The sequence below is a fragment of the Planosporangium spinosum genome (genome assembly GCF_049999945.1).
In the GTDB taxonomy this organism is placed as follows: Bacteria; Actinomycetota; Actinomycetes; order Mycobacteriales; family Micromonosporaceae; genus Planosporangium; species Planosporangium spinosum.
Genome location: NZ_JBLYUB010000004.1, coordinates 267,467 through 290,922, shown reverse-complemented (window position 1 = coordinate 290,922; position 23,456 = coordinate 267,467). Strand labels below are relative to the sequence as shown.

Here is a 23,456-nt window from a genome sequence, read left to right as displayed (position 1 = left end):
CCAAGCTTTCCCCACATGATGCTCCACTTTGTCAACGGGGAGGCGAGGAGCGTGGCTCAGCCGCTGATCGACCTGGAGTCCGAGACCCGCACCGGGCTGGACGCCACGGGACTGGACGGCGCCGACCTCGACGCGGTCGAGGCGTCCGAGCGGGCGGGCGGCGCCGACGAGCGGGGGGTGTCCGCCGACCTCGTCCGGGCGTACCTCAACGCGATCGGCCGCACCAAGCTGCTCACCGCTGAGCAGGAGGTCGAGCTGGCCAGGCGGGTCGAGGCCGGGCTGTACGCCGAGGAGAAGCTCGCCGGTGACGACATCGACGACGCCGACCTGCGCGCCCTGCTGACCGTCGTCGCCGCCGAGGGGCAGGCGGCCAAGGACCACCTGCTGGAGGCGAACCTCCGCCTCGTGGTGAGTATCGCGAAGCGGTACACCGGCCGGGGCATGGCGTTCCTGGACCTGATCCAGGAGGGCAACCTCGGCCTGATCCGCGCGGTCGAGAAGTTCGACTACACCAAGGGCTACAAGTTCTCCACCTACGCCACCTGGTGGATCCGCCAGGCCATCAGCCGGGCCATGGCCGACCAGGCCCGCACCATCCGCATCCCGGTGCACATGGTCGAGCAGGTCAACCGGATGGTGCGGGTCCGCCGGGACCTCACGGTGGAGCTGGGCCGCGAACCGACGATCGGCGAGATCGCCCGGCACCTGGGCATCCAGGAGTTCCAGGTGATCGAGCTGATCTCGTACGACCGGGAGCCGGTCAGCCTCGACCAGGCGGTCGGCGAGGACGGCGAGAGCGCGCTCGGTGACTTCGTGGCCCGCGTGGATCCCCGCGAGGAGCCGGCCGACAGCGCCGAGAACGGCATGCTGCGCGACGAGGTGGAGATCGTCCTGGCGACGCTGTCCCAGCGCGAGCAGGCGGTGATCCGGCTGCGGTTCGGCCTCGACGACGGCCGCCAGCGCACGCTCGACGAGGTCGGCCGCGAGTTCGGCCTGTCCCGCGAGCGCATCCGGCAGATCGAGAAGGTGACGCTGCTCAAGCTCCGTGACCCGGAGCGGGCCGGCCGGCTGGAGGCGTACGCGAGCTGACCCTCATTCCTGACTCTCATTCAGAATGACAATGAAGACTTCGGGGGCCAGTGGCCCCCGAAGTCTTCATTGTCATGAAAAGAGGCGGCGTCAGCGCAGCCGGCGGGGTCCGGTGTCGGGACGCGCGGCCGGTGTGCCCACCCGCAGGCTGACGTGCAGCACGGACAGTCCGTCGGGCCGGGCCAGCACCGGGTTGAGCTCCAGCCGGTGCAGCTGCGGGTGCTCGTCGGCCATCCGGCCCACCCGCAGGACCAGGTCCGCGAGCGCGTCCAGGTCCACGGGCGCGGCACCGCGGTACCCGGTGAGCAGCGGCGCCGCCCGCGGTGCCCGTACCAGCGACGCGGCGTCCCGGTCGGTCAACGGCACCGGCCGCCAGGCCCGGTCGCCGATCAGGTCGTTGGCGACCCCGCCGATCCCGAACCCGACGACGGGCCCGAACGCCGGGTCCTCGGCCGCCTCCACCACGCAGCCGACCCCCGGCGCGACCATGGGCTGGACCGCGACCTCGACGCCCGTACCGAACAGCCGCTGCAGCTCGTCGTAGGCGCGGACCACGTCGTCGGCGTCGGCGAGGTCGAGCCGTACCGCCCCGAGGTCGATCCGGTGCCGCCACGGCGAGCGGGCCACCTTGATCGCCACCGGGAAGCCGACCTCGGCGGCCACGGCGGCGACCGCCTCGGCCGGGCCGGCGCAGGCCCGGCTGGGCACGACCTCGATGCCGTAGCAGGCCAGCAGCTCGTCGGCCTCGCCGAGGTCGCCGATCCGGGAGACGGCCGCGGCGCCCAGCTCGGCCACGAGCCGCCGGGCCCGGCCGGGGTCCACGTCCGGCAGTTCGGGCACCGTTCCGGGCTCCTCGCGCCGCCAGGCCGCGTACGCCGCGGCGCGGCCGAGCGCACGGACGGCCTCCTCGACCGTCGGGTACGTAGGTACCTCGCCGGGGAGGGTGCGGTCGCCGGGGCCGCGCAGCCGGGAGGTGAGCGCCGGGTCGGACGGGAACACCGCCAGCACCGGCTTGTCGCTGCCGGCCGCCTCGGCGTGCACGCCCTCGGCGACCACGGCGGCGTCGTCCCACTCCTCGGCCAACGCCGGCGCGTACGCGACGACCAGCGCGTCGACCCGCGGATCGGCGAGCGCGTCCGCGATCGCCTGCCGGATCGTGGCCGCGTCCGCCGTCGGGCCGACATCGTGCGGGTAGCCGGAGGCGAACTCCAGGGCGAACCCGGGCGCGGTGGCCTCGGCGAGCGCGCCGAGCGCGGCCGCGTTGGTGACCAGACCGATCCGCCGGCCCGCCGGCAGCGACTGGTCGGCCAGGAGCAGCCCGACGTCGAACAACTCGGCGACGGTGTCGACCCGGATCACGCCGGCGTGGGCGAACAGGGCGGCCACGCCGCGCGCGTCCGGGCCGGGCGCGACCGCCTCCAGCGCCGGTGGCCGTACCGCGCTGGCGACGGCGACGACCGGCTTGTGCCGGGCCAGTTCCTGGGCGATCCGCGCGAACTTGCGCGGGTTGCCGAAGGTCTCCAGGTACAGCAGCACCACGTCGGTACCGGGGTCGTCGCGCCAGTACTGGAGCAGGTCGTTGCCGGAGACGTCGGCGCGGTTGCCGGCCGACACGAAACTGGACAGCCCGAGGCCGCGCCGGTCGGCCTCGCCGAGCAGGGCGGTACCGAGCGCGGCGGACTGGCTGAAGAACCCGACCCGGCCGGCGCGGGGCAGCGCGGGCGCGAGGGTGGCGTTGAGGCGCACCGCGCTGTTGGCCACGCCCAGGCAGTTCGGGCCGACCAGGCGCATGCCGTGGCCGCGCATCGTGTGCAGTAGCCGGGCCTGCGCCTCCGCGCCGTCCGGGCCGGACTCGGCGAAGCCGGCGGAGACCACCACGAGGCCGTGCACCCCGGCCGCGGCGCAGTCGGCGACCACCGCGGGGACGCCGTCGGCCGGTACCGCGACGACGGCGAGATCCACGCCGCCGGGCGCCTCGGCCAGCGACGGGTACGCGCGCAGGCCGCCGACCGTCGGCGCGGTCGGGTGCACCGGGACGATCTGCCCGGCGTACCCGCCGGCCCGCAGGTGCCGCAGCAGCGCGGCCCCGACCCCCTTGTCCCGCGACGACGCGCCGTAGACGGCCACCGCCCGGGGGCTGAGCAGCCGGGCGATCGAGGCCGCCTCGGAGCGCTGCTCGCGCCGCCACTGCACGGCGAGCGACTCGGCCGTCGGCGCGATCGGGAACGTCAGGTGCACCACGCCGTCGGCGTACTGGCGCTCCACGGAGTACCCGGCGTCGGCGAAGACGCGCAGCATCGTGGAGTTCATCGGCAGCACCTCGGCGACGAACCGGCTGATGCCTTCCTCCCGCGCGGCCTCGGCCAGGTGCTCCAGCAGCACCGAGCCGAGCCCCCGCCCCTGGTGGGCGTCCTCGACGACGAACGCCACCTCGGCCTCGCCTGAGCCCTCGCCGAGCCGGTCGTAGCGGCCGATCGCGATCAGCTGGTCGCCCAGCTCCACCACGAACGCCTCCCGGTCGTGGTGGTCGACGTTGACGAAGCGCTCCAGGTCGCGGGCCGGGATCCGCGGGTACGGGGAGAAGTAGCGCAGGTACCGGGTGCGTTCGGAGAAGCGGGAGTGCAGCGCGAGCACGGCCGGCCCGTCGGAGGGCCGGATCTGCCGTACATGCGCGGTGGAGCCGTCGGACAGGACGATGTCGGCCGATCTGGTGCGTCCGGTGGTGCCCACGCCGTCAGTCCCTCGGGTCGGCCGGGTCGAGCCCGAGCAGCGGGAACACCGCCCGGCGGGTTGCCAGGACCGCCCGGTCGATCGCGTCGGGTGCGGCGAACCCCGGCGACCAGGGCAGGTACGCCGGGTCGACACCGTCGGTCATCGCCTCCGGGCAGCGGCGGTCGGGGCACCGGTCGGCGGCGAGCGCCCGCCAGTTCGTCGGGGTGGCGAGTCCAGGGTCGAGCGGCTCGCCGGTGACGACCGCCAGCAGGTGCGTCCAGGCCCGGGGTACGGCCTCGACCAGCGCGTACCCGCCGCCGCCCATCGCCACCCACCGGCCGTCGCACAGCTCGTCGGCGAGGTCGCGCAGCGCCAGGTAGGTCGCGCGCTGGCCGTCGACGGTCAGCCGCAGGTCAGCGAGGGGGTCGAGCCGGTGGCCGTCGGCGCCGCACTGGGTGACCAGCACCTGCGGCCGGAACGCGCGCAGCGCGCCGGGTACCACCGCGTGGAAGGCGCGCAGCCAGCCGCCGTCGCCGGTACCGGGCGGCAGGGCGATGTTGACCGCGCTGCCCTCGGCGCCGGGGCCCCCGGTCTCGGCCGGGTACCCGGTGCCGGGGAACAGCGTGAGCGGCGTCTCGTGCAGGCTGATCGTCAGAACCCGGGGATCGTCGTAGAAGATCTCCTGCACGCCGTCGCCGTGGTGCACGTCGACGTCGACGTACGCGATCCGCTCGGCACCCAGGTCGAGCAGGCGGGCGATGGCGACGGCCGGGTCGTTGTAGACGCAGAAGCCCGACGCCCGGTCGGGCATGGCGTGGTGCAGGCCACCGGAGATGCTGACGGCCCGGGTGGTCTCACCGCGCCAGACCGCCTCGGCGGCGCGCATGGTCGCCCCGGCCACGAGCGCGCTGGCCTCGTGCATGTGCGGGAAGACCGGGTTGTCCGGGGTGTTGAGCCCGTGGCCGTGGGTCGCGGGCGTGGCGCGACGGACCGCGTCCAGGTACTCCGGCGTGTGCACCCGCAGCAGCGCGTCGTCGTCGGCCGGTGCCGGAGCTTCCAGGCGCACTCCGGGCCGGTCGAGTACGCCCAGGTCGCGGGCCAGGGCCATGGTCAGCTCGACCCGGACCGGGTTGAGCGGGTGCTCACCCAGGTCGTAGCCGAGCAGTGCCTCGTTCCAGACGACCGTCGTGTCGGTCACGGCCGCTCCTCCCCGACGGCGATCGGCCGGTCCGGATCGGTGATCCAGTGGCTCCAGGAGCCGACGTACAGTACCGGCGCGAACCCCGCGACGGTCAGCGCCAGCGCGGTCTGGGCGGCGGTCACGCCCGACCCGCAGTAGGCGCCGACCGGCCGGTCGGCCCGTACGCCGAGGTCGGCGTAGCGCGCCCGGAGCCGCTCGGGTGCCAGCAGGCGGCCGTCGGCGTCGACCGTCTCGGCGGCGGGCTGGTTGCGCGCACCGGGGATGTGGCCGGCGACCGCGTCGACCGGCTCGGTCTCGCCCCGGTACCGGGCCGTTACGCGGGCGTCGATCAGCACCCCGCCCGCCGCGACGGCCCGCGCGCCCTCGGCGTCCACGGCGGGCAGTGCACCGGCCCGCACCGTCACGTCGCCCGGCGCGGGTACCGGTACGTCCGCCGTCAGCGCACCGCCGGCGGCGACCCAGGCGGCGTACCCGCCGTCGAGGACCCGCACGTCGGCCAGCCCGGCCCAGCGCAGGATCCACCAGGCCCGGGCGGCGGCACCGGTCGGCGGCACACCGCCGGCGTCGTACACGACGACGGGATGCCCGGCGCGGACGCCGGCCCGGCGCAGGGCGGCCTGCAGCGCCCCGGGGTCGGGCAGCGGGTGGCGGCCACCGGCGCCGGGTGGGGCGGCGAGGTCGGCGTCGAGGTCGACGAAGACGGCGCCGGGCAGGTGGTTCGCCTCGTACGCGGCGCGGCCACCGCCGGTCAGGGTCCACCGCACGTCCAGTACGGTCGGCGGATCGTCACGGGCTAGTTCGCCGATCAGCGCGGCCTCGTCGACAAGGTGCTGCCGGTTGGTCATGAAACCAGTTTGTCCTACCTAGCAGGTAACATCGACAAACGGGAGGGCATGTTGTGAACGAGCTGGTCGACACCACGGAGATGTATCTCCGGACAATCCTCGAACTTGAGGAGGAGGGCGTCCGGCCGCTGCGTGCCCGTATCGCGGAACGGCTGCGCCAGAGCGGCCCGACGGTCAGCCAGACCGTGTCGCGGATGGAGCGCGACGGCCTGCTGACCGTGGAAGGTGATCGGCATCTCGTGCTCACCGATGCCGGACGCGCGTACGCGGTCGCGGTCATGCGCAAGCACCGCCTCGCCGAGCTGTTGCTGGTCAACGTCATCGGGATGCCCTACGAGGAGGCCCACGAGGAGGCCTGCCGCTGGGAGCACGTGATGAGCGAGTCGGTCGAGCAGCGGGTGTACGAGCTGCTCGGACGGCCCACCCGCTCGCCGTACGGCAACCCCATCCCCGGGCTGAGCGAGTTCGACGGCACCGAGCCGAGCGCCCTCGTCGCCGACGGCGAACGCAACCTGGCCTTCCCCGGCCTGGCCGGGCCGGTCGTGGTGAGCCGCATCTGCGAGAGCGTGCAGACCGACGCGGACGTGCTGCGCCAGCTGCACGCTGCCGGGATCGACCCGGGCGCCCGCGTCACGGTGGCCCAGGAACGGGACGCGGTCCGCGTCGACCGGGGCGGCGAGGAGATCAGGCTCCCCCGCGAGGTCGCCTCGCGGGTGTTCGTCGCGGTCGGCTGAGTCCCGTGCCTGGGGGCTACCGCTACCTGAGGGCTACCGCGCTCACACGCTGTTCTGGTCGACCTTCCGCGCCAGCGTGACGAGCTTCGGCGTCAGCGCGGCGGCCTCCTCCGGCGAGACCTGCGCCGGGCAGCGGTACCGCAGGACGAGCAGCCGGCCGTTGCCGGACAGCCAGCCGACCTCCACGCCGGGGCCGGTGCCGGCGGCGGGCGCCAGGGCGGCCGTGTACCCGACCCGGCCCAGCTCCTCCACTCCCGCCGAGTCCTTGGGCGCCACGGTCGAGGTGAACACGGCGACGTCCGCGGCGACCGGCGTCACCGAGAGGATCAGGTCGGGCAGGCTCTGGCCGCTGGCCTGCAGGACGCAGGTGAACGTCTCCGTGGACGTACTGGCGGCCGCGACGTCGAAGGCGGTCCCGACGGTCTGCTCGATCGTCTCGTACTCCAGCAGGTAGCAGGCTCCGCCCGCGGCGGCCGCCGGTACCCGGGTCGACGGCGTGCCGGCCGCGGCGAACCGGGCGGCATCCCGGTTGCCACCGCAGCCGGCGGCCGCGAGCAGCACCGCACCGGCCGAGAGCACGCCGAGCGCCCTGGACACGAACGCCATCCGGTCCATCGTTGGCCGCCATCTCGACACCCGACGTCTCCCCTCGCCGAGGCATCACCGTACGGTGTGCCGCGCCGGCGGGGGAAGCGGGCTTTCCATCACGATCAGGCGAAGATCGCTAATCCGGTAGCTGTGCCGTGATATGTCGGGCGATCTCCAGCGAACTGGTCGCGGCCGGCGACGGCGCGTTGAGCACGTGTACCTGCCGGCCGTGCCGCACGATCAGGAAGTCGTCGACCAGTGACCCGTCCGGCCGGACGGCCTGCGCCCGTACCCCGGCCGCCGCGGGCAGCAGGTCGTCGACGCCGATCTCGGGCACCAGCCGGGCCAGACTCGCCGCGAACCGCCGCCGCGACAGCGACCGACCCAGCTCGGTCAGGCCGTACCGCAGGTGACGGCGGCCCAACCGCCACAGGCCGGGGTAGCTCACCGCGTCGAGGACGTCGCGCGGGTCGACGCGCGACCACCGGTACCCCTCCCGGGCCAGCGCCAGCACCGCGTTCGGCCCGGCGTGCACACTGCCGTCGATCATGCGGGTCAGGTGGACGCCGAGGAACGGCAGGGCCGGGTCGGGTACCGGGTAGATCAGGCCGTTGACCAGGAACCGCCGCTCCGGCCGCAGCTCGTGGTACTCGCCCCGGAACGGCACGATCCGCGCCGGCACGTCGACGCCGGCCAGCGCGGCGATCCGGTCGGCGTGCAGGCCGGCGCAGTTGACCACCGCGTCGGCGCGGATCTCACCGGCCGTGGTCGCCACGACCCCGTCGTGCAGCGCCACCACCCGCTCCCCCGTCCGCACCTGCGCGCCGGCCTCGGTGAGCAGCGTCGCGAGCCGCTCGCAGACCGCGCCGAAGTCGACGATCCCGGTCGACGCGACGTGCATCGCCGCGACGCAGGTGACGTGCGGTTCGTACCCGCGGGCCTCGGCAGGGCTCAGGAGGCGCACCGGCAGCCCGTTGGCCAGGGCGCGGGAGTGCAGGGCGTGCAGCCGGGGCACCTCGTCGCCGGCCGTGGCGACGATCAGCTTGCCGCAGACGGAGACCGGGATGCCGTACTCGGTGCAGAACCGCACCATCGACGCGCTGCCGGCCCGGCACAGCCGCGCCTTCAGACTGCCGGGGCGGTAGTAGACGCCGGCGTGGATGACGCCGGAGTTGTGTCCGGTCTGGTGGGCGCCGACCGCCGACTCCTTCTCGACCACCGTCACGGTTGCGCCCGGCCGGTCGGACACCAGCCGGTACGCCACCGCCAGCCCGACGATGCCGCCACCGATCACCACGTACCGCGTACCCACGATGGCTCAGTCCCAGGCCGCGCCGTACCGGGCCAACCGGTCGCCGTACTCGATGCGGGCGACCCAGCCGGCCGGCCACGCCGCCATCCCGTGGGCGGCGCCGGCGAACGCACCCGCGAGGCAGGCGATCGAGTCGGAGTCACCGGACGAGGCGGCGCCCCGGGCGATCGCGGTGACCGGCTCGTCCGGGTACAGCAGGAAGCAGTACAGGGCGGTGGCCAGGGCCTCCTCGGCGACCCAGCCCGCGCCGGTGGCCAGGCACGGGTCGGCGGCCCGGTCGGGTGCGGCGAGGGCCGCGTCCAGCCGGTCGAGCGTGGCCAGGCACTCGTCCCAGCCGCGCGCGATGTACCCGACCGGATCGGTGACCCCGGGGCGCCGCCACAGGTCGCCCAGCCACCGCTCGTGGTACACCTCACGCTGGCTGGCGGCCCGCTCGCGCAGCGCGGCGGGCAGGTCCGCCGGGCGGATCCCCTCCCGCAGCCACCAGACGGCGAACGCGGTCAGCTCGCTCGCGGCGAGCCCGGTGGCGTGGCCGTGGGTCAGCGCCGCCTGCAACTGGGCCGCCCCCGCGCGGTCGGCGTCGGCCAGTCCGGGCGCGAGGCCGACCGGGGTGACCCGCATGTTGGCCCCGCAGCCCTTGGAGTCCTTGACCGTGGCGTCCTGCCAGCGCAGACCCTCGGCGAGTCCGCCGCAGGCGCGCAGGCAGGTCATGCCGGGCGCGCGGTTGTTGTCCGGACTCACCGCCCAGCGGACGAACGCCTCCCGGGTCTGCGCGGCGAGCCGCTCCGGGCTCAGCGGCCACTCCTCCAGGGCGGCGGCGTACAGCGCCGAGGCGAACGCGAGGGCCATCTGGGTGTCGTCGGTGACCCGTGCCGGCTCGCCGACCAGCTCCCGCGGGCCGCCCGGCCCGTACACCTCGACGATCCGCTCGTACGGCATGAACTCGGTCGGCGCACCGAGCGCGTCGCCGAACGCCAGACCGTACAGGCTCCCCGATGCGCGATCATGTGCTGCGGTGGCCATCGCGACTCAGCATGCCCGATGCCGGGGTCGCGGCGCCAGGCCGGCTACCGGCCGACGGTGTCGGGCGCGCCGAGCGCGATCTCCGCGACGGCGCGCAGCGAGTCCGAACCGGGCACGAAGTAGCCGTCATGCTCGACCACGTTGCCGACCGGCAGCGGCCGGGCGCCGAACGCGGCGTCGAACGGCAGCGTGCCGTGGCCGGCACCGAAGATCCGGACACCGGGCACGTCCCGGGTCCAGTCCGACAGCGTGCTGCCCGCCCAGACCCGCGCGGTGGTACGCAGCTCGGCCGCCCGCTCCACGCCCATGCCCGGGCTCCCCAGAGCGACGATGTCGGGTACCCGGGGGTCCAGTGCCGGCGCGGCGAGGCCCGCGACGACCGAACCGTAGCTGTGCCCGACCACCGTCACCGTGGCGGCGGGCCGGTACGCGCCGAGCCCGGCGACGAACCGGGTCAGCGCGGTGGCTCCGGCTCGGGCCCGCTCCTCGCGGGCGGCCTCGCGCCCGATGCCTTCCGGCGGGTCGTACCCCAGCCAGGCGATCACCGCGATCCGGGCCGTACCGTCGAGCGCGCGCATCTGGTCGTGGAGCTGGCGGGCCTGCCAGGACGGCGCCCGGCGCTGCCGGCCGGCGCAGCCGCGGTCGAAGTTGGCCAGCCGGTTGCTCAGGCCGGGGACGATGACGGCGATCCGGTCGGCGGTGGCGAGGTCGCCGATCACCTCGGCTACGTGTCCGCTGCCGCGCGGGTCGTACTCGATCAGCTGGCGCTCGGGCGACCACGACGAACGGCGCGCGTTGACCGCGAACCGCAGCTCCAGCGGCGCGCCGTCGAGGTTGCCGACGATCGCGGGGTACCGGTCGGCCAGCGCGGTCCGGTCGGCCCCGCTCAGGCCGGAGAAGAAGCGGGCCACCTCGGCCGGCGTGGCCCGCAGCGGGTCCGGTAAGGACCGGCCGGCGATCCGGTCACCGCGCCACGCGGCGGTCCCGGGCAACGCGGCGGAGGCGCTGGCGGCGGCCGCGGCCTCGACCGGTCCGAACAGCCAGCCGCCGAAACCGACGACAACGGCCAGGGCCGTGGTCGCCACGTCGCGGGTCAGCCGGAGTACCAGGCGCCGGGGGGTGCCGGACAGCCGCATTCGTCGCCTCCTGACGTCGGGTGTCTCATGTCCGTTACGAAGCCGACGGTGCGCGGGTTCGACGTCGTCGGCGGGTCGGACTGACGCGCACATCCGCGCGACCGTTCGATCACGAACCGTAGGGGTCCGCACCCGCGACCACGAGGGTACCGGCGGGAACCGGATGATCAGTGACTCTCAGTACGTGAAGCGGCTCTGAGGACGTGAAGCGGCGCTGAGTACGTGTAGCGGCCCGGCACCGGGGGCACCCTGGGAGAGATGAAGACCACGTGGAAACCGCACGGGGAGCACGGGGAGCTGTCCACCACCCAGCGTAAGGAACTACCCGACAGCGCGTACGCATTCCCCGACAAGCGCAAGGAACCACTGACCGACGCGGCCCACGTCCGCACCGCGCTGGCCCGCTTCGACCAGGTACAGGGCGTCAGCGACGCCGAACGCGACCAGGCGTTCGCCAACATCCGGGCGGCGGCGAAACACTACGACGTCGACATCGCCGAGGACGACTGGCGCCAGCTCGGCACGCGGCCGCACACCCGCAACCCGGCGCACTGACGACAGCCGGCGCGAGCACAGCCGGTGCTGACGTACCCGGCCCGGCCCGGTCACACGATGGGGCGGCAACCGGTCCGGCCGGGTGCGTCACTCCGTCGCGGTCAGCGGGGCGATCACGGTGTTGCTGGTGTGCTGGTAGATCACCGAGCTGCGGAAGTTGACGATCTCCCGGCGCTTGCTGAAACGGTCCATGAGGAAGGCGTGCAGGGAGTCGACGTCCTGCACCGCGACGTGGACGAGGAAGTCATCCCCGCCCGCCACCACGAACACCGACAGCACCTCCGGCAGGCCGGTCACGTACGCCTTGAAGCCCTCGATGACCTCCCGGCTGAGCGGCCGGACCTGCACCGACAGCAGCGCCTGCACCCTCCGGTTGAGGGCGGGCAGGCTGACCGTGGCCCGATATCCGGTGATGACTCCACGCTCCCGGAGCGCTCGCACCCGCTCCAGGCAGGTGGAGGGAGCCACGCCCAGCCGGCGGGCCAGCTCCCGGTTGGTCTGCCGCGCATCCTGCTGGAGATGACGGATGATCGCCGAATCAAGTTCGTCCACGGGCGCTATTTTGGCGGGTACGCCGCGCAAATGGTCGGCGACCATCACTTTCCATTGCTCATGTGGCTAGCTTTCACCGTCACAGGCACCCATGTGACGGAGACGCTGATGAGTTGGTCGACCTCGCCGGTCACCGCACCGCGGCGCGCGGTACCGCCGCCGCACCGCCTCGGCCTCGCCGAAGGCACCGCCCTGTACGTCGGCGCGGTGCTCGGCCCCGGCGTACTGGCCCTGCCCTCGCTGGCGGCGGCCACCGCCGGGCCCGCGTCCCTGCTCTCCTGGATCGGCCTGCTGGCCCTCAGCGCGCCGACGGCGCTCGTGTTCGCCGCACTCGCCGGCCGGCACCCCGACGCGGGCGGGGTGTCCGCCCTCGTCGGTCGGGCGTTCGGCCGGCGCGCCGCCGTCGTCGTCGGGTGGTGGTTCTACTTCGCCGTACCCGTGGGCGCCGTCGCCGGGGCACTCATCGGGGGCCGGTACGTGGCAGCCGCCCTGGACCTCGGCGGCGCGGGCGCGCCGGTCGTCGCGGGTCTGCTGCTGGCCACGGCCTTCGGCGGCAACCTGGTCGGGCTGCGGTTCTCGGGCCGGTTACAACTGGCCCTGGTCAGCGTGCTGGTCGCCCTGCTGGTCGGCACGATCGTGACCGCGCTACCCCACGCCGACCGCCACCACTTCACGCCGTTCGCCCCGCACGGCTGGTCCTCGGTGGGGACCGCCGCCAGCGTGCTGTTCTTCGCCGTCGCCGGGTGGGAGGCCGCGATCCACCTGTCGGCCGAGTTCGGCGACCCGCGCCGGCACCTGCCCCGGGCGGCCGTCCTGACCCTGGTCGTCGTCACGGTGCTCTACCTCGGCCTGGCCGCCACGACGATCGGCGTGCTCGGCACCGGCGCCGGCACCACGGGTATGCCGCTGACGGCGCTGCTCACGGTCGGCGTGGGCGGTCCGGCCCGGGCCGTCACCGCCACGGCCGCGCTCTTCCTGACGTTCGGCGCGGTCAACACCTACGTGGCCGGCGGGGTACGCCTCGGCGCCGCGCTCGGCCGCGACGGCGCCCTGCCCGGCTGGCTCGCCCACGGCGGCGCGACCGGGGACGTACCCCGGCGCAGTCTCGGCCTTCTCGCGGCCCTGTCCGGCGCCGTCGCCGTCGCCACCGTCGCGCTGCCGATCGACCTGGACACCCAACTGCGCGCCACGTCGGCCTGCCTGGCCGCGGTCACCGTCGCCGGGATGCTCGCCGCGACGAGGCTGCTGCCCCGTCGCGGTCCCCTGTGGTACTGCGCCCTCGCCGGGGTCCTGTGCACCACGGCGATCCTGGTCTTCTGCGGCGCACTGCTGGTCCTGCCGGTCGGGCTGGCCGCCGCCGCGCTGCTGTTCGCCCGGTACGCCGTACCGTCCGCCCGGTGTCCCGGGGCCGACTACCGGGACCGGCGGCGACGGGTGGCCGGCACCTCCGGCTCTTCCTCCGCTACGGCTTCGTCGTCGATCTCCTCCTCGTCGAGGTCGGCGTCGTCGGCGTCGTCGGCGTCGTCGGCGTCGTCGGCGTCGTCGGCGTCGTCGGCGTCGTCGGCGTCGTCGGCGTCGTCGTCGTCGTCGTCGTCGTACTCGTCATAGTCATAGTCGTCGTCGGCCTCGTCGGTGGCGTCGTCGTCCGTGGCACCGGCCGCCGCGAGCAACCGGGACGTCCGCTGCTGAAGCGAGTCGGTCAGCGCCGCGGTACGGGACTCCAGGGTGGCGGTCGCCGCGCGGTGCGCCGCCACCAGCAGCGGACCGCGCACGTGCGCCGCCAACTCGGCCAGTTCGGGAACGGCCGCCAGTCGCGCGAGCACCTCCCGCGGGTTGCCGATCCGCGTCCCGCTCAGCCAGAGCGCCAGGCCGATCGCGGCCTTGCCCTTCTTCGTACGGCCCAGCAGGTAGCCGCCGGCGACGGCCGCACCGAGCTTCACACTGTCCTTCACCGTTCGTTCCCCTTCCCCACCGTCATGGTCACCAGCCCCACCGCCCATGGGCGGGCTCCTGTGGCCCCGGCGCGTCCTCGATGGAGTCGATGAAGTCGAAGGCCGGCAGCGGGCCCACGTACCCGATCTCGTAGCCGTCGCCGAGATCGGCCCGCAGGCGGCGTACCGCGTCGTCGACGTCGGCGAGTCGCGCGGCGGGTACCAGGAACGCGTAGCGCGCCACGGTCACGTCGTCGGGCAGCCGGACGACGTGCGACACCGCGACCGCGCCGAGGTCGGTCAGGACCCGGTCGGTGAGGGCGCCGCGGCGGGCGTCCAGGGCCCGACTGATCTCCTCACCGAGACCGATGCGGACGTCCAGCGCCCCGTTGGTTTGGGACCGCTCGACCAGGCGGCGTAGGTGCGGGTCGCCGGCGACCGCCTGCCGGATCCCGGCGTCCTCGTCGACGACGACGTCCAGCTTGACCTCGACCAGCCCGTCGAGGGCGTCGAGGCGGCCGGTGAGCAGGTCATGCTCCGGCTCGATGATCTCGGTGCGGACGGAGTCGTCGTCCGGCGCCACCGTGCCGAACCGGACCGGCAGCACCGGACCGTCCGGCAGCAGCGCGGTGATGACGTCGAGGTACCCGACCGCGTCGGTGTCACGCAGCTCGACCTCGGCCAGGTCGGGGTCGCGTGACTCCGTACCGGCCGTGTCGCCGGCCACGTCGCTCACGGCTGCCGCCACCTGGCCGGACCGTACCAGCCGGACCGGGGCGGCCGGCCCGCCCACACCGGGCAGGTCCCGCGGGTCCGGGTGGCCGGCGCGCACCATGCCGTAGACCAGGACCGGCATCACCCGTCCTCCCCCGCCCGGGCGCGGCGGCTGCCGGATGCCCGCCGGGCGGGTACCCGCCGGCTGTCCCGGTCGTCGTCGCCGTGCAGGAGGGCGTCGGCCGCGTCGCTGATGGTCTCCTTGACACCGCCCAGCACGCCCCGCGTCTTGTGCTTGGCGGCGCCCTCGGTGACTCCGTTGGTGATCCCCTGCACCAGCCCCGGCAGGCCGGTCACCTGCCCTTCCGGCTGCAGGTCCAGCCGGTTGACCGCTTCGGCGAAGCGCAGGTAGGTGTCGACGCTCGCGATCACGATGCGGGCGTCGATGGTGAGCAGTTCGATGCCCACGAGCGAGACGCGCACGTACGCGTCGATGACGATCCCCTTGTCGAGAATGAGCTCCAGTACGTCGGCCAGTCCGCTCGGCCGTGGAGCGCGCGTTACTCCTGAATACGAGCTGATCGTTCTCACCTCTTCCGGTAGGGGTTCGGCTGACGCTCCTCGGTGCGGCCAGCCCTTCTCGGCTTCCCGGCTAACTCCTCTCGACCGGTGGCGCCTCGGCCGGTGGCGCCTCGGTCGGCGCCAGCCGGTCCACCGCGTCGTTGGACAGCCGGATGTCGTCGGCGGAGATGTCGAAGATCTCCCGCAGCTCGGCGAAGCGCTCGTCCAGCGCCATCAGCGCCCGGCCCAGCCGCTCGACCTCGTCGTCGGTCAGCGAGCCGGCGTCCACCCGCCGCAGGGCCTGGCGCTCGAGGAGCTGGCGAACGATCTCCAGCAGGGCGATGACGAGCCGGCCGAGTCCGCGCCCGGCATCGTCGGGGTCGATGTTGAACCGCAACGTGCCGCCCGGTTCCCAAGCCGGGTCGCCCGGCGTCCCCGGCCCGGTCATCGGTCGTCCCGCCCGTCGGACGCGAGGCGGTCCACCGCGACGAGCAGCAGGCGCGCGTCGAGCCGGATCAGGTCGATGCCGGCCAGCCCGATGACGATGTCACCGACGACGACGGCGCCCCGGTCGATGACCCGGTCGAGGAGGTCGACCAGGTCGGCGGCGCCGGCGTGGCGGGCCGGCAGCGGCAGTGAGTCAGCCATCCGCCGTCACCTCCAGGTCGGTGACGAACGAGTACGGCGGCCACGGCCCGGTCACCCGCAGCGCGAACCCGTCGGCGGCCAGCCGGTCGCCGCACGCGTCGAGGATCTCCACGAACCTGGGCTGCTCGTCCCGGCGTACCAGGTAGGCGCGGTCGAGCAGGAGGCTTCCCTCCCGCCGTCCGGGCGCCGAGTCCCCGGCGATCCCGGCCAGCGCGTCCTCCATCTCGGCGACGAGTTCCCGCGCCGCACGGCGGCGCTGCTCCAGCCGGTCGAAGTGCTGCCGGCGCCGGGCGAGGTACGCGGCACCGGCGCCCGGCGCGGCCCCGCCGGTACCGGCCGGTACCGGTTCGCCGCCGCTCTGGGCGGCCGGGTCGCCGTCGTCGCGGACGGTGACCCCCCACTCGTCGCAGCCGGCGACGCGGGCCAGCCCGGATCGGAGCGCGTCCGCGCGGACGGTCAGGAAACGGTGCGCGGCCTCCCGGTCGGTGACGACGATCCCGAGCCGGAAGGGCAGGACGGCGGTCGCGGCGGCGGTCACCGTACGGATGACCGAGTCGTGCCGCTGGGCCAGCACCGCCACGAGGCGCGGGTCGGCGGAGTCGTCGTTCACGGCGGCCAGTTCGGCCGTGGTCACGTCGCTGACGGCGAGGCCGAGACCGTCCGCGACGAGGATGTCGACCGGCTCGTCGCCGATTCCGTACAGGTCCGCGACGGCGCAGTCGCCGGAGGTGGCGGCGTACAGGTACAGGGCGCGCTCGGGCGTCATGACGCCTCCCCCGGTTCGGGGTTACGTTCCGATGTCTCCCCGGCCTCGGGTGCCTCCCCGGACTCGAGGCGACGCTCCTGCGTGTCCCCCGTGCCGAGGCGGCGTTCCAGGGCGTCCAACCGGCCGCGCAGGTCGCGGTTCTCCGCCTCCAGCGCGTCGCGCTCCCGGGCCGCCTTCGAGCTGAGCGACGGGTCGTTCATCCACCAGTCGATGCCCATCTCCTTTGCGGTGTCGACGGAGGCGACGAGGAGCCGCACCTTCAGCGTCAGCAGTTCGACGTTGACCACGCCGACGACGATGTCGCCGACGATCACCACGCCGCGGTCGAGGACGCGTTCGAGGATGTCCGCCAGCGAGTCCGTCCGCTGGGCGCCGAACCGCGGCGACGCGACGGCGTACTGGCTCTGCCGTACCTGGCTGGTTCGTGGTTCTGGGTTCATGACGGATCAGTCGCGTTCCGGGAGAAGCGGCGGAGCCGCTCGTACGAGACGATGTGTCCGGACCGGTCGGTGTCGATCCGGTAGGTGGCCATGACGCTGCTGGTCGCCGGGATCCGTTCGAGCTCCGTGACGTCGACGAGCAGTGACCATCCGTCACCATCGGGCCGCGCCCCGGTCATGGCCGCAGGATCGAGTCCGGTGAACTCCACGAATTCACGCATGGCCACCCGGGCGACCTGCGCGAGGGTCAGGGGTGGGGGTGACTGTCCTTTTTGGCTAATCTCACCCTGATCGTTACTTCGCGCCATAACAGCGAATTGTGCCACGTATGCGCAGCTCAGGGGATATGTAACCCTCTGTGGAATGAGACATAGACAGGTCGACTATCGAGGAGTATGGTCGTATGTGTCATATTGCGCGAACTACATCGATATGCATGCTCAAGCGCGAATAAACGTGACCTTCATTATGTCCACAATTGACAAATGAGTACCAGATATTACCAAGAAGCGCCATTCTCATTACTTGGCGTAATCACACCCGGAGTACCGGACGACCGGGCCGGCCCGGAACCAGAAATGTCCACGATGGACTGGCGACACCGTGTCGGCGGATCCGGCCCGCCGTACGGAGATGATCAGCGCTTCACCCGGCCTGCCGTCATCACGCGCGGCGGCCCATACGTGACCATCGAGAGGGGCGGTGCCGACGTCGCGACCGGCCCGCACCGATGTGGTCGTCGAAGGTGTACCCGTCGTCGACCTCGGCCAGCGCGATCAGTAACACGCGGTCCGCACCTCGAAGGCGGCCGGCTCGAAGGCACCGTCCGGTAGCAGAACATGGTCCGCGGGAACGTGTCGACGGTCAGGCGGACGTGGTCGGAGCCGAATCGGGCGCGCCGTGCTCGGGTCTTGTCCCCAGGCCAACTCACACGTGTACGACGACGACCCGCTCGCCCTTTGCTCGGCTCGACTCTTCCACCAGCATGTTCAGGTCGTCCGGGTCGCTGGTCAGCAGCACCACGGGCCGGGCCGCCGCCAGCGCCATCGCAGCCACCACCGCGTCGATGGCACACCGGTGCCCCGACAAACCCGTCATTCCAAGTAGGTCACCGGCATGTCGACCAACGTCGGCGCTTACCGGCTGAACCACGATCCGGGACAGCACACGGTGAACCGCAGCGTCCCGGGGGCCACCGCGCAGCACCTCCGCGAGGGTGATGGCGCTGACCGTCACCCGGGCACCGCGTTCACGCGCGCTCTCGAGATAGGCGCGCACCCGCGCGTCACCAGCCGCCAGCTTGACCAGCCCTTCGCTGTCCAGGACCAGCGTGCCGCCGAGGCCTACCGCTCGTCGGGCCACGAGCGCCTCGCCTCGGCCAGCAGTTCATCGGAGACCGGACCATGTTCGGAAGCCAGCAGTGCGGAAAGCTCTCCCAGAAGATCCAGCTCGAGTTGGCGCGCGACGGCATCGGTCACGTACTGGCTGAACGCTCCACGCCCCACCCGCCGTTGGATGGCGTCCGCGAGGTCCGCAGGCATCGACACGCTAACCTTGCGAGCACGCCCCACCAGCTTGAGCCGTCGACCAGGATCGGATTCCAGCGCGGCCATGAGCCGGGCAGCCGCATCCTGAAGCTCGCGGGAGTCCGTCCCACCGTGACGGAGGTCGTCGAGCAACCGGACAATCTCGCCCACCGAACCGGCTTCTGCGGCCGAACCGGCTTCTGCGGCCGGACCGTCCTCGTGCGGCGAGAATGGTGGAGCGGCTGCTGCACTCATGCAGCAATGCTACCGCCGGTAGCAACCTAACGTCGGTCCCGGAAGTCCGCGTTCTAGCCAAAGCCGATACGGCCTGACCGACTCCGCCATAGAGCGGGCGGCCGGACGGGTCGCCACCCTTGCCCATGGAGGAACCAGGTCATGGCCGGCATCCGCCACTTCACCGCTTCAGCGATCGTCTTCGACGACCACGAACGGGCGCTGCTGGTGCACCACAACAAGCTCGGCCGGTGGCTCTACCCCGGTGGCCACATCGACCCCGACGAGGACCCGGCCCAGGCCGCCCAGCGGGAAGTGGTTGAGGAGACCGGCGTCCGCACACAGGTGATGCGGCCAGCACCGAGGCCGGCTCTGGCCCCGAGGTCAGTTCCATGCGGCGTGAGAAATGCTGGCCGCGCCATCGCGGTCGGTGGTCGCGCGGACCGCCCACCACCGGGCGACGCCCAGGGCCAGGACGACGCCTAGCACCACGAACAGCACCTGAAGCGTCACAGTGCCGAGGGTGGAGCGGTAGTCCGGGTCGTGGGCCACGGCGACCACGGCGGCGATGCCGGCAACTGCACCGATCGGCAATAGCAGGGCAGCTCTTCTCAGCGTCGGTCGGGCGGCCGGTCGACCGGCCAAGAGCCACTTCAGGCCGGCGAGGGCGCCGAGCAACCCGGTCAGGGCGATGGCGCCGAAGACGACGACCGGGCCGGCAGTCGGATACCTGCCTTCCAGCGTGAACCAGGAGGCGAAGGCCGGCTGGACCACCCCGACGATGAGCCAGTACGCGGCGACAACGGCCACGCTTGCCGCGAGGAGGCCACCAACCAGGACGCGAGGGTAGTCGCGAGGCCACGGGCGGTACCCGCCCGCCTCGATCGCCTCCCGCGCGAACGCGTCGATGTCTGGTCCGACCAGGGCTTCGGGGTTCACCCCCTCGGCGGCAGCCGTCTCCAGGTCAGCTCGGACTTCGTCCACGACCGTCCGCCGGTCACGCCGGGAGAGGTGCATCCGTCGGAGCCGGCGGTCCAGCTCCGCGGTCACGGCTTGGATCTGCTCGGTGCGGATGGGCCCGCTGTCAGGGATGGACACGTGAGCTCACCTCTCGGGTGTCGAGGGCTCCGACCGACGCCAGGAGCCCGGTGATGGCGGAAGTCGTGTCGACCCACTGGCGGGCCCACTCGGCGAGCGCCTCAGCCCCGGCAGGTGAGACCTCGAAGATCTTTCGAGGTGGACCGCTGGGGCTGGGCTCGCTGCGCTCGCTGACCAGGCCCTGGCGGCGCAGGCGCCCCATCAAGGGGTAGACGGTGCCGTAGCCGACGCCCGGTAGCCCGTGTTGCTCCAGCAGGACGACGAGGCCGTAGGCGTGGGTGGGCTTCTGTGCCAGGAGTGCCAGCAGACAGGTGTCCAGCGCACCCCGCAGCAGCTGCGTGCGACGGTCCGGATCCGGTGTCATGTGACACATAGTAGTGCCGGTACTAGGTGATGCCTAGTACCTCACGAGCGGGAATCCGTCGCCGCCGAGGCCGCCGCGGCGGCGTTCTCGACCTCAGCGATGAAGGGCTGCCAATCCTGCTGCACGCTCCGACGCCTTGTTGTATCCGATGCAACATCGTTGCGTCGGTGCACCAGACGACAAGGTCACTGCGCACCTGACATGCAGAAGGGCGGTGTCGGGAAACCCGACACCGCCCTTCGGTCAAGGCGTTTTCACGCGTCGACCACGCGCCTCGTATGGTGCATCAGATGCAATAAGGCGGGGTTTCAGCTGCAGCCGCTGGTCGAGCCGCAGCCCTCGCAGACGTAGCAGCTACCGGCCCGCCGCATCTTCGTGCCGCAGGTGAAGCAGAGCGGGGCGTCGGCCGCCATGCCCTGCACCAGCTCCAGCAGCTCGGTCGAGGAGTGCGCGGCCTTCACCGGAGCCGGGGCCTCCGCCGGGGCCGGCGCGGCGGCCGGCCTCTCCACCGGCACGTACTCGACCGGAGCCGACGACGCCATCTCGGTCAGGTCGACCGACGCCTCGCCGCTCTCCTCGCGCAGCTGCTGCGCCCGCTCGGCGGCGGTGAGGATGCCCAGCTCGGCGCGGCGCTCGTACGGCAGGAAGTCCAGTGCCAGGCGGCGGAAGATGTAGTCCATCACCGACGAGGCCATGCGGATGTCCGGGTCGTCGGTCATGCCCGCCGGCTCGAACCGCATGTTCGTGAACTTGCTGACGTAGGTCTCCAGCGGCACGCCGTACTGCAGGCCGATGGAGATGGCCACCGAGAACGCGTCCATGACGCCCGCGAGGGTCGAGCCCTGCTTGGACATCTTCAGGAAGACCTCGCCGAGGCCGTCGTCCGGGTAGGACGACGCGGTGAGGTAACCCTCGGCACCCGCGACCGAGAACGACACCGTCTGCGACGGGCGCTTCTTCGGCAGCCGCTTGCGCACCGGCCGGTACTCGATGACCTTCTCCGGCTCGGCGACCGCGACGGCGGCCGGCTCTTCCTTCTTCGCCTGCTTGGCGTTGGACAGCGGCTGGCCGACCTTGCAGTTGTCGCGGTAGATCGCGAGCGCCTTCAGGCCGAGCTTCCAGCCCTCGAAGTAGATCTGCTCGACCTCCTCGACGGTGGCCGACTCCGGCATGTTGACCGTCTTGGAGATCGCGCCGGAGATGAACGGCTGGATCGCCGCCATCATCCGCACGTGCCCCATCGGCGCGATCGCCCGCTCGCCCATCGCGCAGTCGAACACGCTGTAGTGCTCCGGCTTGAGGCCCGGCGCGTCGACGACGTGGCCGTGCTCGGAGATGTACTCGACGATCGCCTCGACCTGCTCCTCCTGGTACCCCAGGGTGCGCAGGGCCCGCGGCACGGTCTGGTTGACGATCTGCATCGAGCCGCCGCCGACCAGCTTCTTGAACTTGACCAGCGCCAGGTCGGGCTCGACACCGGTGGTGTCACAGTCCATCATCAGGCCGATCGTGCCGGTAGGGGCGAGCACGCTGGCCTGCGAGTTGCGCCAGCCGTTCTTCTCGCCGATCGTCAGGCACCGCTGCCACTGCTTGCTGGCCTCGTCCACGATCACGGTGTCGACCGCGCCGAGCGGGCGGATCGCGTCGTTGGCCGCCGCGTGCTTGCGCATGACCCGCTTGTGCGGCTTGGCGTTGCGGGCGTACCCGTCGTACGCGCCGACGATGCCGGCCAGCTCGGCCGAGCGGCGGTAGGCCGTACCGGTCATCAGGCTGGTGATCCCGGCGGCAAGCGAGCGGCCCGCCTCGGAGTCGTACGCCAGGCCGCTGGCCATCAGCAGCGCGCCGAGGTTGGCGTACCCGATGCCGAGCTGCCGGTAGGCGCGGGTGGTCTCACCGATCTTCTCGGTCGGGAAGTCGGCGAAGCAGATCGAGATGTCCATGGCGGTGATGACGAACTCCACCGACTTGACGAACTTCTCGACCTCGAACGAGCCGTCGGAGCGCAGGAACTTCATCAGGTTGAGGCTGGCGAGGTTGCAGGAGGAGTTGTCCAGGTGCAGGTACTCGCTGCACGGGTTGGACGCGGTGATCCGGCCGGTCTCCGGGCAGGTGTGCCAGTCGTTGATCGTGTCGTCGTACTGCAGACCCGGGTCGGCGCACTCCCACGCGGCCTGGCCGATCGCCCGGAACAGGCTCTTGGCGTCGATCGTCTCGATGACCTTGCCGTCGAGGCGGCCGCGCAGGTCGAACGTCCCGGCCGACTCCACGGCCCGCATGAACTCGTCGGAGACGCGGACGGAGTTGTTGGCGTTCTGGTACTGGACGCTGACGATGTCGTTGCCGCCCAGGTCCATGTCGAAGCCGGCGTCGCGGAGGGCGCGGATCTTGTCCTCCTCGCGCGCCTTCGTCGAGACGAACTCCTGGATGTCGGGGTGGTCGACGTCGAGGATGACCATCTTGGCCGCGCGGCGGGTGGCGCCACCGGACTTGATCGTCCCGGCACTGGCGTCGGCGCCCCGCATGAAGCTCACCGGGCCGGACGCGGTGCCGCCGGACGACAGCAGCTCCCTGGACGAGCGGATGCGCGACAGGTTCACACCCGATCCGGAGCCGCCCTTGAAGATCAAGCCCTCTTCCTTGTACCAGTCGAGGATCGAGTCCATCGAGTCGTCGACCGACAGGATGAAGCAGGCGCTGACCTGCTGCGGCGAGGCGGTGCCGACGTTGAACCACACCGGCGAGTTGAAGCTGAACACCTGGTGCAGCAGCATCCAGGTCAGCTCGTGGGCGAAAATCTCGGCGTCGGAGGGCGAGGCGAAGTACCCGTGCTGCTCCCCGGCCTCCCGGTAGGTGTTCACCACCCGGTCGATGAGCTGGCGGAGGCTCGCCTCCCGCTCGGGGGTGCCCACGGCGCCACGGAAGTACTTGGTCGTGACGATGTTCGCGGCGTTCACGCTCCAGAAGGTGGGGAACTCCACGCCGCGCTGCTCGAAGTTGACCGAGCCGTCCCGCCAGTTCGTCATCACGACGTCGCGGCGCTCCCAGGTCACCTCGTCGTACGGGTGGACACCCTCGGTGGTCCACACCCGCGCGACCTGCAGCCCCCGGGCGCCGGCCGCCTTGGCGGTGCCGTTCTTGGCGGCACCGCTCCCCCCGCGTGCCCTGCCCGACGACGTGCGTACTGCCTCTGTCATACCTTCCCCCACCATCTTTGAATGGTCCTGCCGAATGCGTGACGACCCCGTGTGCTGTCGTCCTCGTCTTTTTCCGTCACACTTCGAGCCCGGCTGCGGTTGCCGGGTCGGCGCGCCGCGCCGGCGCACCCGCTCGCGTCAGCCGCTCGGGGCCGCCGCGACCGTACGTCCCGCCCCGGGTGTCCGGTCGGCCCGCTCCCGGTCCACCCGGTCGGTCCGGTCCACCCGGTCGG

General features: G+C 72.4%; 26 protein-coding genes. 5 read left to right on the top strand and 21 right to left on the bottom strand.

The window, feature by feature from the left end; genetic code table 11:
* The first annotated feature begins 51 nt into the window (after window positions 1-51).
* Entirely contained in the window at window positions 52-1,089 is a 1,038-nt protein-coding gene (gene sigB, locus ACNTMW_RS08075; RefSeq protein WP_426632863.1) for an RNA polymerase sigma factor SigB, read from the top strand.
* Window positions 1,090-1,179: 90 nt separating this feature from the next.
* Here the strand turns inward: sigB and ACNTMW_RS08070 are convergent, their stop codons facing one another.
* The 3 genes from ACNTMW_RS08070 to ACNTMW_RS08060 are packed head-to-tail and all read right to left on the bottom strand — an operon-like array spanning window position 1,180 to window position 5,847.
* Entirely contained in the window at window positions 1,180-3,819 is a 2,640-nt protein-coding gene (locus tag ACNTMW_RS08070; protein WP_426632779.1) for a bifunctional acetate--CoA ligase family protein/GNAT family N-acetyltransferase, read from the bottom strand.
* A 4-nt stretch (window positions 3,820-3,823) separates the two neighbouring features.
* Window positions 3,824-4,999: an acetoin utilization protein AcuC gene (locus ACNTMW_RS08065; RefSeq protein WP_426632778.1), complete on the bottom strand. Its 1,176-nt coding sequence runs from the start codon at window positions 4,997-4,999 to the stop codon at window positions 3,824-3,826.
* Window positions 4,996-5,847 carry a sulfurtransferase gene (locus ACNTMW_RS08060; RefSeq protein ID WP_426632777.1) on the bottom strand — a complete coding sequence of 284 codons (852 nt, stop codon included), beginning with the start codon at window positions 5,845-5,847 and terminating at the stop codon, window positions 4,996-4,998. Before ACNTMW_RS08060 ends, ACNTMW_RS08065 begins: the two co-directional genes overlap by 4 nt.
* 53 nt (window positions 5,848-5,900) lie before the next feature.
* Here ACNTMW_RS08060 and ACNTMW_RS08055 point away from each other — a divergent pair, with 53 nt between their 5' ends.
* Window positions 5,901-6,581, top strand: a complete 681-nt coding sequence (locus ACNTMW_RS08055; protein ID WP_426632776.1) for an iron-dependent transcriptional repressor DtxR — start codon at window positions 5,901-5,903, stop codon at window positions 6,579-6,581.
* Between the two features lie 42 nt (window positions 6,582-6,623).
* On the opposite strand, the gene ACNTMW_RS08050 is transcribed toward ACNTMW_RS08055, so the two are convergent.
* The 4 genes from ACNTMW_RS08050 to ACNTMW_RS08035 all read right to left on the bottom strand — a co-directional run bounded on the left by ACNTMW_RS08050 (window position 6,624) and on the right by ACNTMW_RS08035 (window position 10,640).
* Entirely contained in the window at window positions 6,624-7,187 is a 564-nt protein-coding gene (locus ACNTMW_RS08050) for a hypothetical protein (RefSeq protein WP_426632775.1), read from the bottom strand.
* A gap of 118 nt (window positions 7,188-7,305) precedes the next feature.
* The gene (lhgO, locus tag ACNTMW_RS08045; RefSeq protein ID WP_426632774.1) at window positions 7,306-8,481 is read right to left on the bottom strand and encodes an L-2-hydroxyglutarate oxidase; all 1,176 of its coding nucleotides are present in this window, start codon (window positions 8,479-8,481) and stop codon (window positions 7,306-7,308) included.
* A 6-nt stretch (window positions 8,482-8,487) separates the two neighbouring features.
* Entirely contained in the window at window positions 8,488-9,504 is a 1,017-nt protein-coding gene (locus tag ACNTMW_RS08040; protein ID WP_426632773.1) for an ADP-ribosylglycohydrolase family protein, read from the bottom strand.
* A 44-nt stretch (window positions 9,505-9,548) separates the two neighbouring features.
* Window positions 9,549-10,640: an alpha/beta hydrolase gene (locus ACNTMW_RS08035; protein ID WP_426632772.1), complete on the bottom strand. Its 1,092-nt coding sequence runs from the start codon at window positions 10,638-10,640 to the stop codon at window positions 9,549-9,551.
* Between the two features lie 258 nt (window positions 10,641-10,898).
* Here ACNTMW_RS08035 and ACNTMW_RS08030 point away from each other — a divergent pair, with 258 nt between their 5' ends.
* Window positions 10,899-11,195, top strand: a complete 297-nt coding sequence (locus ACNTMW_RS08030) for a DUF6582 domain-containing protein (RefSeq protein ID WP_426632771.1) — start codon at window positions 10,899-10,901, stop codon at window positions 11,193-11,195.
* Between the two features lie 87 nt (window positions 11,196-11,282).
* Here ACNTMW_RS08030 and ACNTMW_RS08025 read toward each other — a convergent pair whose 3' ends face one another.
* On the bottom strand, window positions 11,283-11,747 hold the full coding sequence (locus ACNTMW_RS08025) for an Lrp/AsnC family transcriptional regulator (RefSeq protein WP_426632770.1): 465 nt from the start codon (window positions 11,745-11,747) through the stop codon (window positions 11,283-11,285).
* 108 nt (window positions 11,748-11,855) lie between these two features.
* On the opposite strand from ACNTMW_RS08025, the gene ACNTMW_RS08020 reads away from it, so the two are divergent.
* A complete protein-coding gene (locus ACNTMW_RS08020) occupies window positions 11,856-13,355 on the top strand; it encodes an APC family permease (RefSeq protein ID WP_426632769.1) in 1,500 nt (499 codons plus the stop codon).
* A gap of 372 nt (window positions 13,356-13,727) precedes the next feature.
* Here the strand turns inward: ACNTMW_RS08020 and ACNTMW_RS08015 are convergent, their stop codons facing one another.
* The 10 genes from ACNTMW_RS08015 to ACNTMW_RS07970 form a co-directional block, all read right to left on the bottom strand.
* Window positions 13,728-14,534 carry a GvpL/GvpF family gas vesicle protein gene (locus ACNTMW_RS08015; protein ID WP_426632768.1) on the bottom strand — a complete coding sequence of 269 codons (807 nt, stop codon included), beginning with the start codon at window positions 14,532-14,534 and terminating at the stop codon, window positions 13,728-13,730.
* Window positions 14,534-14,983, bottom strand: a complete 450-nt coding sequence (locus tag ACNTMW_RS08010) for a gas vesicle structural protein GvpA (protein WP_426632767.1) — start codon at window positions 14,981-14,983, stop codon at window positions 14,534-14,536. Before ACNTMW_RS08010 ends, ACNTMW_RS08015 begins: the two co-directional genes overlap by 1 nt.
* Before the next feature lie 61 nt (window positions 14,984-15,044).
* Complete coding sequence (locus ACNTMW_RS08005; RefSeq protein ID WP_426632766.1) at window positions 15,045-15,401, bottom strand: gas vesicle protein K; 357 nt, start codon at window positions 15,399-15,401, stop codon at window positions 15,045-15,047.
* Window positions 15,398-15,601 (bottom strand): gas vesicle protein, encoded by a 204-nt coding sequence (locus ACNTMW_RS08000; protein WP_426632765.1) that lies wholly within the window; start codon window positions 15,599-15,601, stop codon window positions 15,398-15,400. The genes ACNTMW_RS08005 and ACNTMW_RS08000 overlap by 4 nt, the downstream gene beginning before the upstream one ends.
* Window positions 15,594-16,367: a GvpL/GvpF family gas vesicle protein gene (locus ACNTMW_RS07995; RefSeq protein WP_426632764.1), complete on the bottom strand. Its 774-nt coding sequence runs from the start codon at window positions 16,365-16,367 to the stop codon at window positions 15,594-15,596. The genes ACNTMW_RS08000 and ACNTMW_RS07995 overlap by 8 nt, the downstream gene beginning before the upstream one ends.
* Entirely contained in the window at window positions 16,364-16,807 is a 444-nt protein-coding gene (gene gvpJ / locus ACNTMW_RS07990) for a gas vesicle protein GvpJ (protein ID WP_426632763.1), read from the bottom strand. The genes ACNTMW_RS07995 and gvpJ overlap by 4 nt, the downstream gene beginning before the upstream one ends.
* Entirely contained in the window at window positions 16,804-17,115 is a 312-nt protein-coding gene (gvpO, locus tag ACNTMW_RS07985) for a gas vesicle protein GvpO (RefSeq protein WP_426632762.1), read from the bottom strand. Before gvpO ends, gvpJ begins: the two co-directional genes overlap by 4 nt.
* 355 nt (window positions 17,116-17,470) lie before the next feature.
* Window positions 17,471-17,593: a hypothetical protein gene (locus tag ACNTMW_RS07980; RefSeq protein ID WP_426632761.1), complete on the bottom strand. Its 123-nt coding sequence runs from the start codon at window positions 17,591-17,593 to the stop codon at window positions 17,471-17,473.
* A 141-nt stretch (window positions 17,594-17,734) separates the two neighbouring features.
* Window positions 17,735-18,169, bottom strand: coding sequence for a type II toxin-antitoxin system VapC family toxin (locus ACNTMW_RS07975; RefSeq protein ID WP_426632760.1), 435 nt, complete (start codon window positions 18,167-18,169; stop codon window positions 17,735-17,737).
* Window positions 18,151-18,588, bottom strand: coding sequence for a hypothetical protein (locus ACNTMW_RS07970; RefSeq protein ID WP_426632759.1), 438 nt, complete (start codon window positions 18,586-18,588; stop codon window positions 18,151-18,153). Before ACNTMW_RS07970 ends, ACNTMW_RS07975 begins: the two co-directional genes overlap by 19 nt.
* Window positions 18,589-18,729: 141 nt before the next feature.
* On the opposite strand from ACNTMW_RS07970, the gene ACNTMW_RS07965 reads away from it, so the two are divergent.
* Entirely contained in the window at window positions 18,730-19,053 is a 324-nt protein-coding gene (locus ACNTMW_RS07965) for an NUDIX hydrolase (protein ID WP_426632758.1), read from the top strand.
* On the opposite strand, the gene ACNTMW_RS07960 is transcribed toward ACNTMW_RS07965, so the two are convergent.
* The 3 genes from ACNTMW_RS07960 to ACNTMW_RS07950 all read right to left on the bottom strand — a co-directional run bounded on the left by ACNTMW_RS07960 (window position 18,952) and on the right by ACNTMW_RS07950 (window position 23,238).
* On the bottom strand, window positions 18,952-19,665 hold the full coding sequence (locus tag ACNTMW_RS07960; protein WP_426632757.1) for a hypothetical protein: 714 nt from the start codon (window positions 19,663-19,665) through the stop codon (window positions 18,952-18,954). The two genes, ACNTMW_RS07965 and ACNTMW_RS07960, sit on opposite strands and share 102 nt — an antisense overlap.
* A complete protein-coding gene (locus tag ACNTMW_RS07955; protein WP_426632756.1) occupies window positions 19,652-20,029 on the bottom strand; it encodes a PadR family transcriptional regulator in 378 nt (125 codons plus the stop codon). Before ACNTMW_RS07955 ends, ACNTMW_RS07960 begins: the two co-directional genes overlap by 14 nt.
* A gap of 308 nt (window positions 20,030-20,337) precedes the next feature.
* Entirely contained in the window at window positions 20,338-23,238 is a 2,901-nt protein-coding gene (locus ACNTMW_RS07950; protein ID WP_426632755.1) for a vitamin B12-dependent ribonucleotide reductase, read from the bottom strand.
* Between the last annotated feature and the right edge of the window lie 218 nt (window positions 23,239-23,456).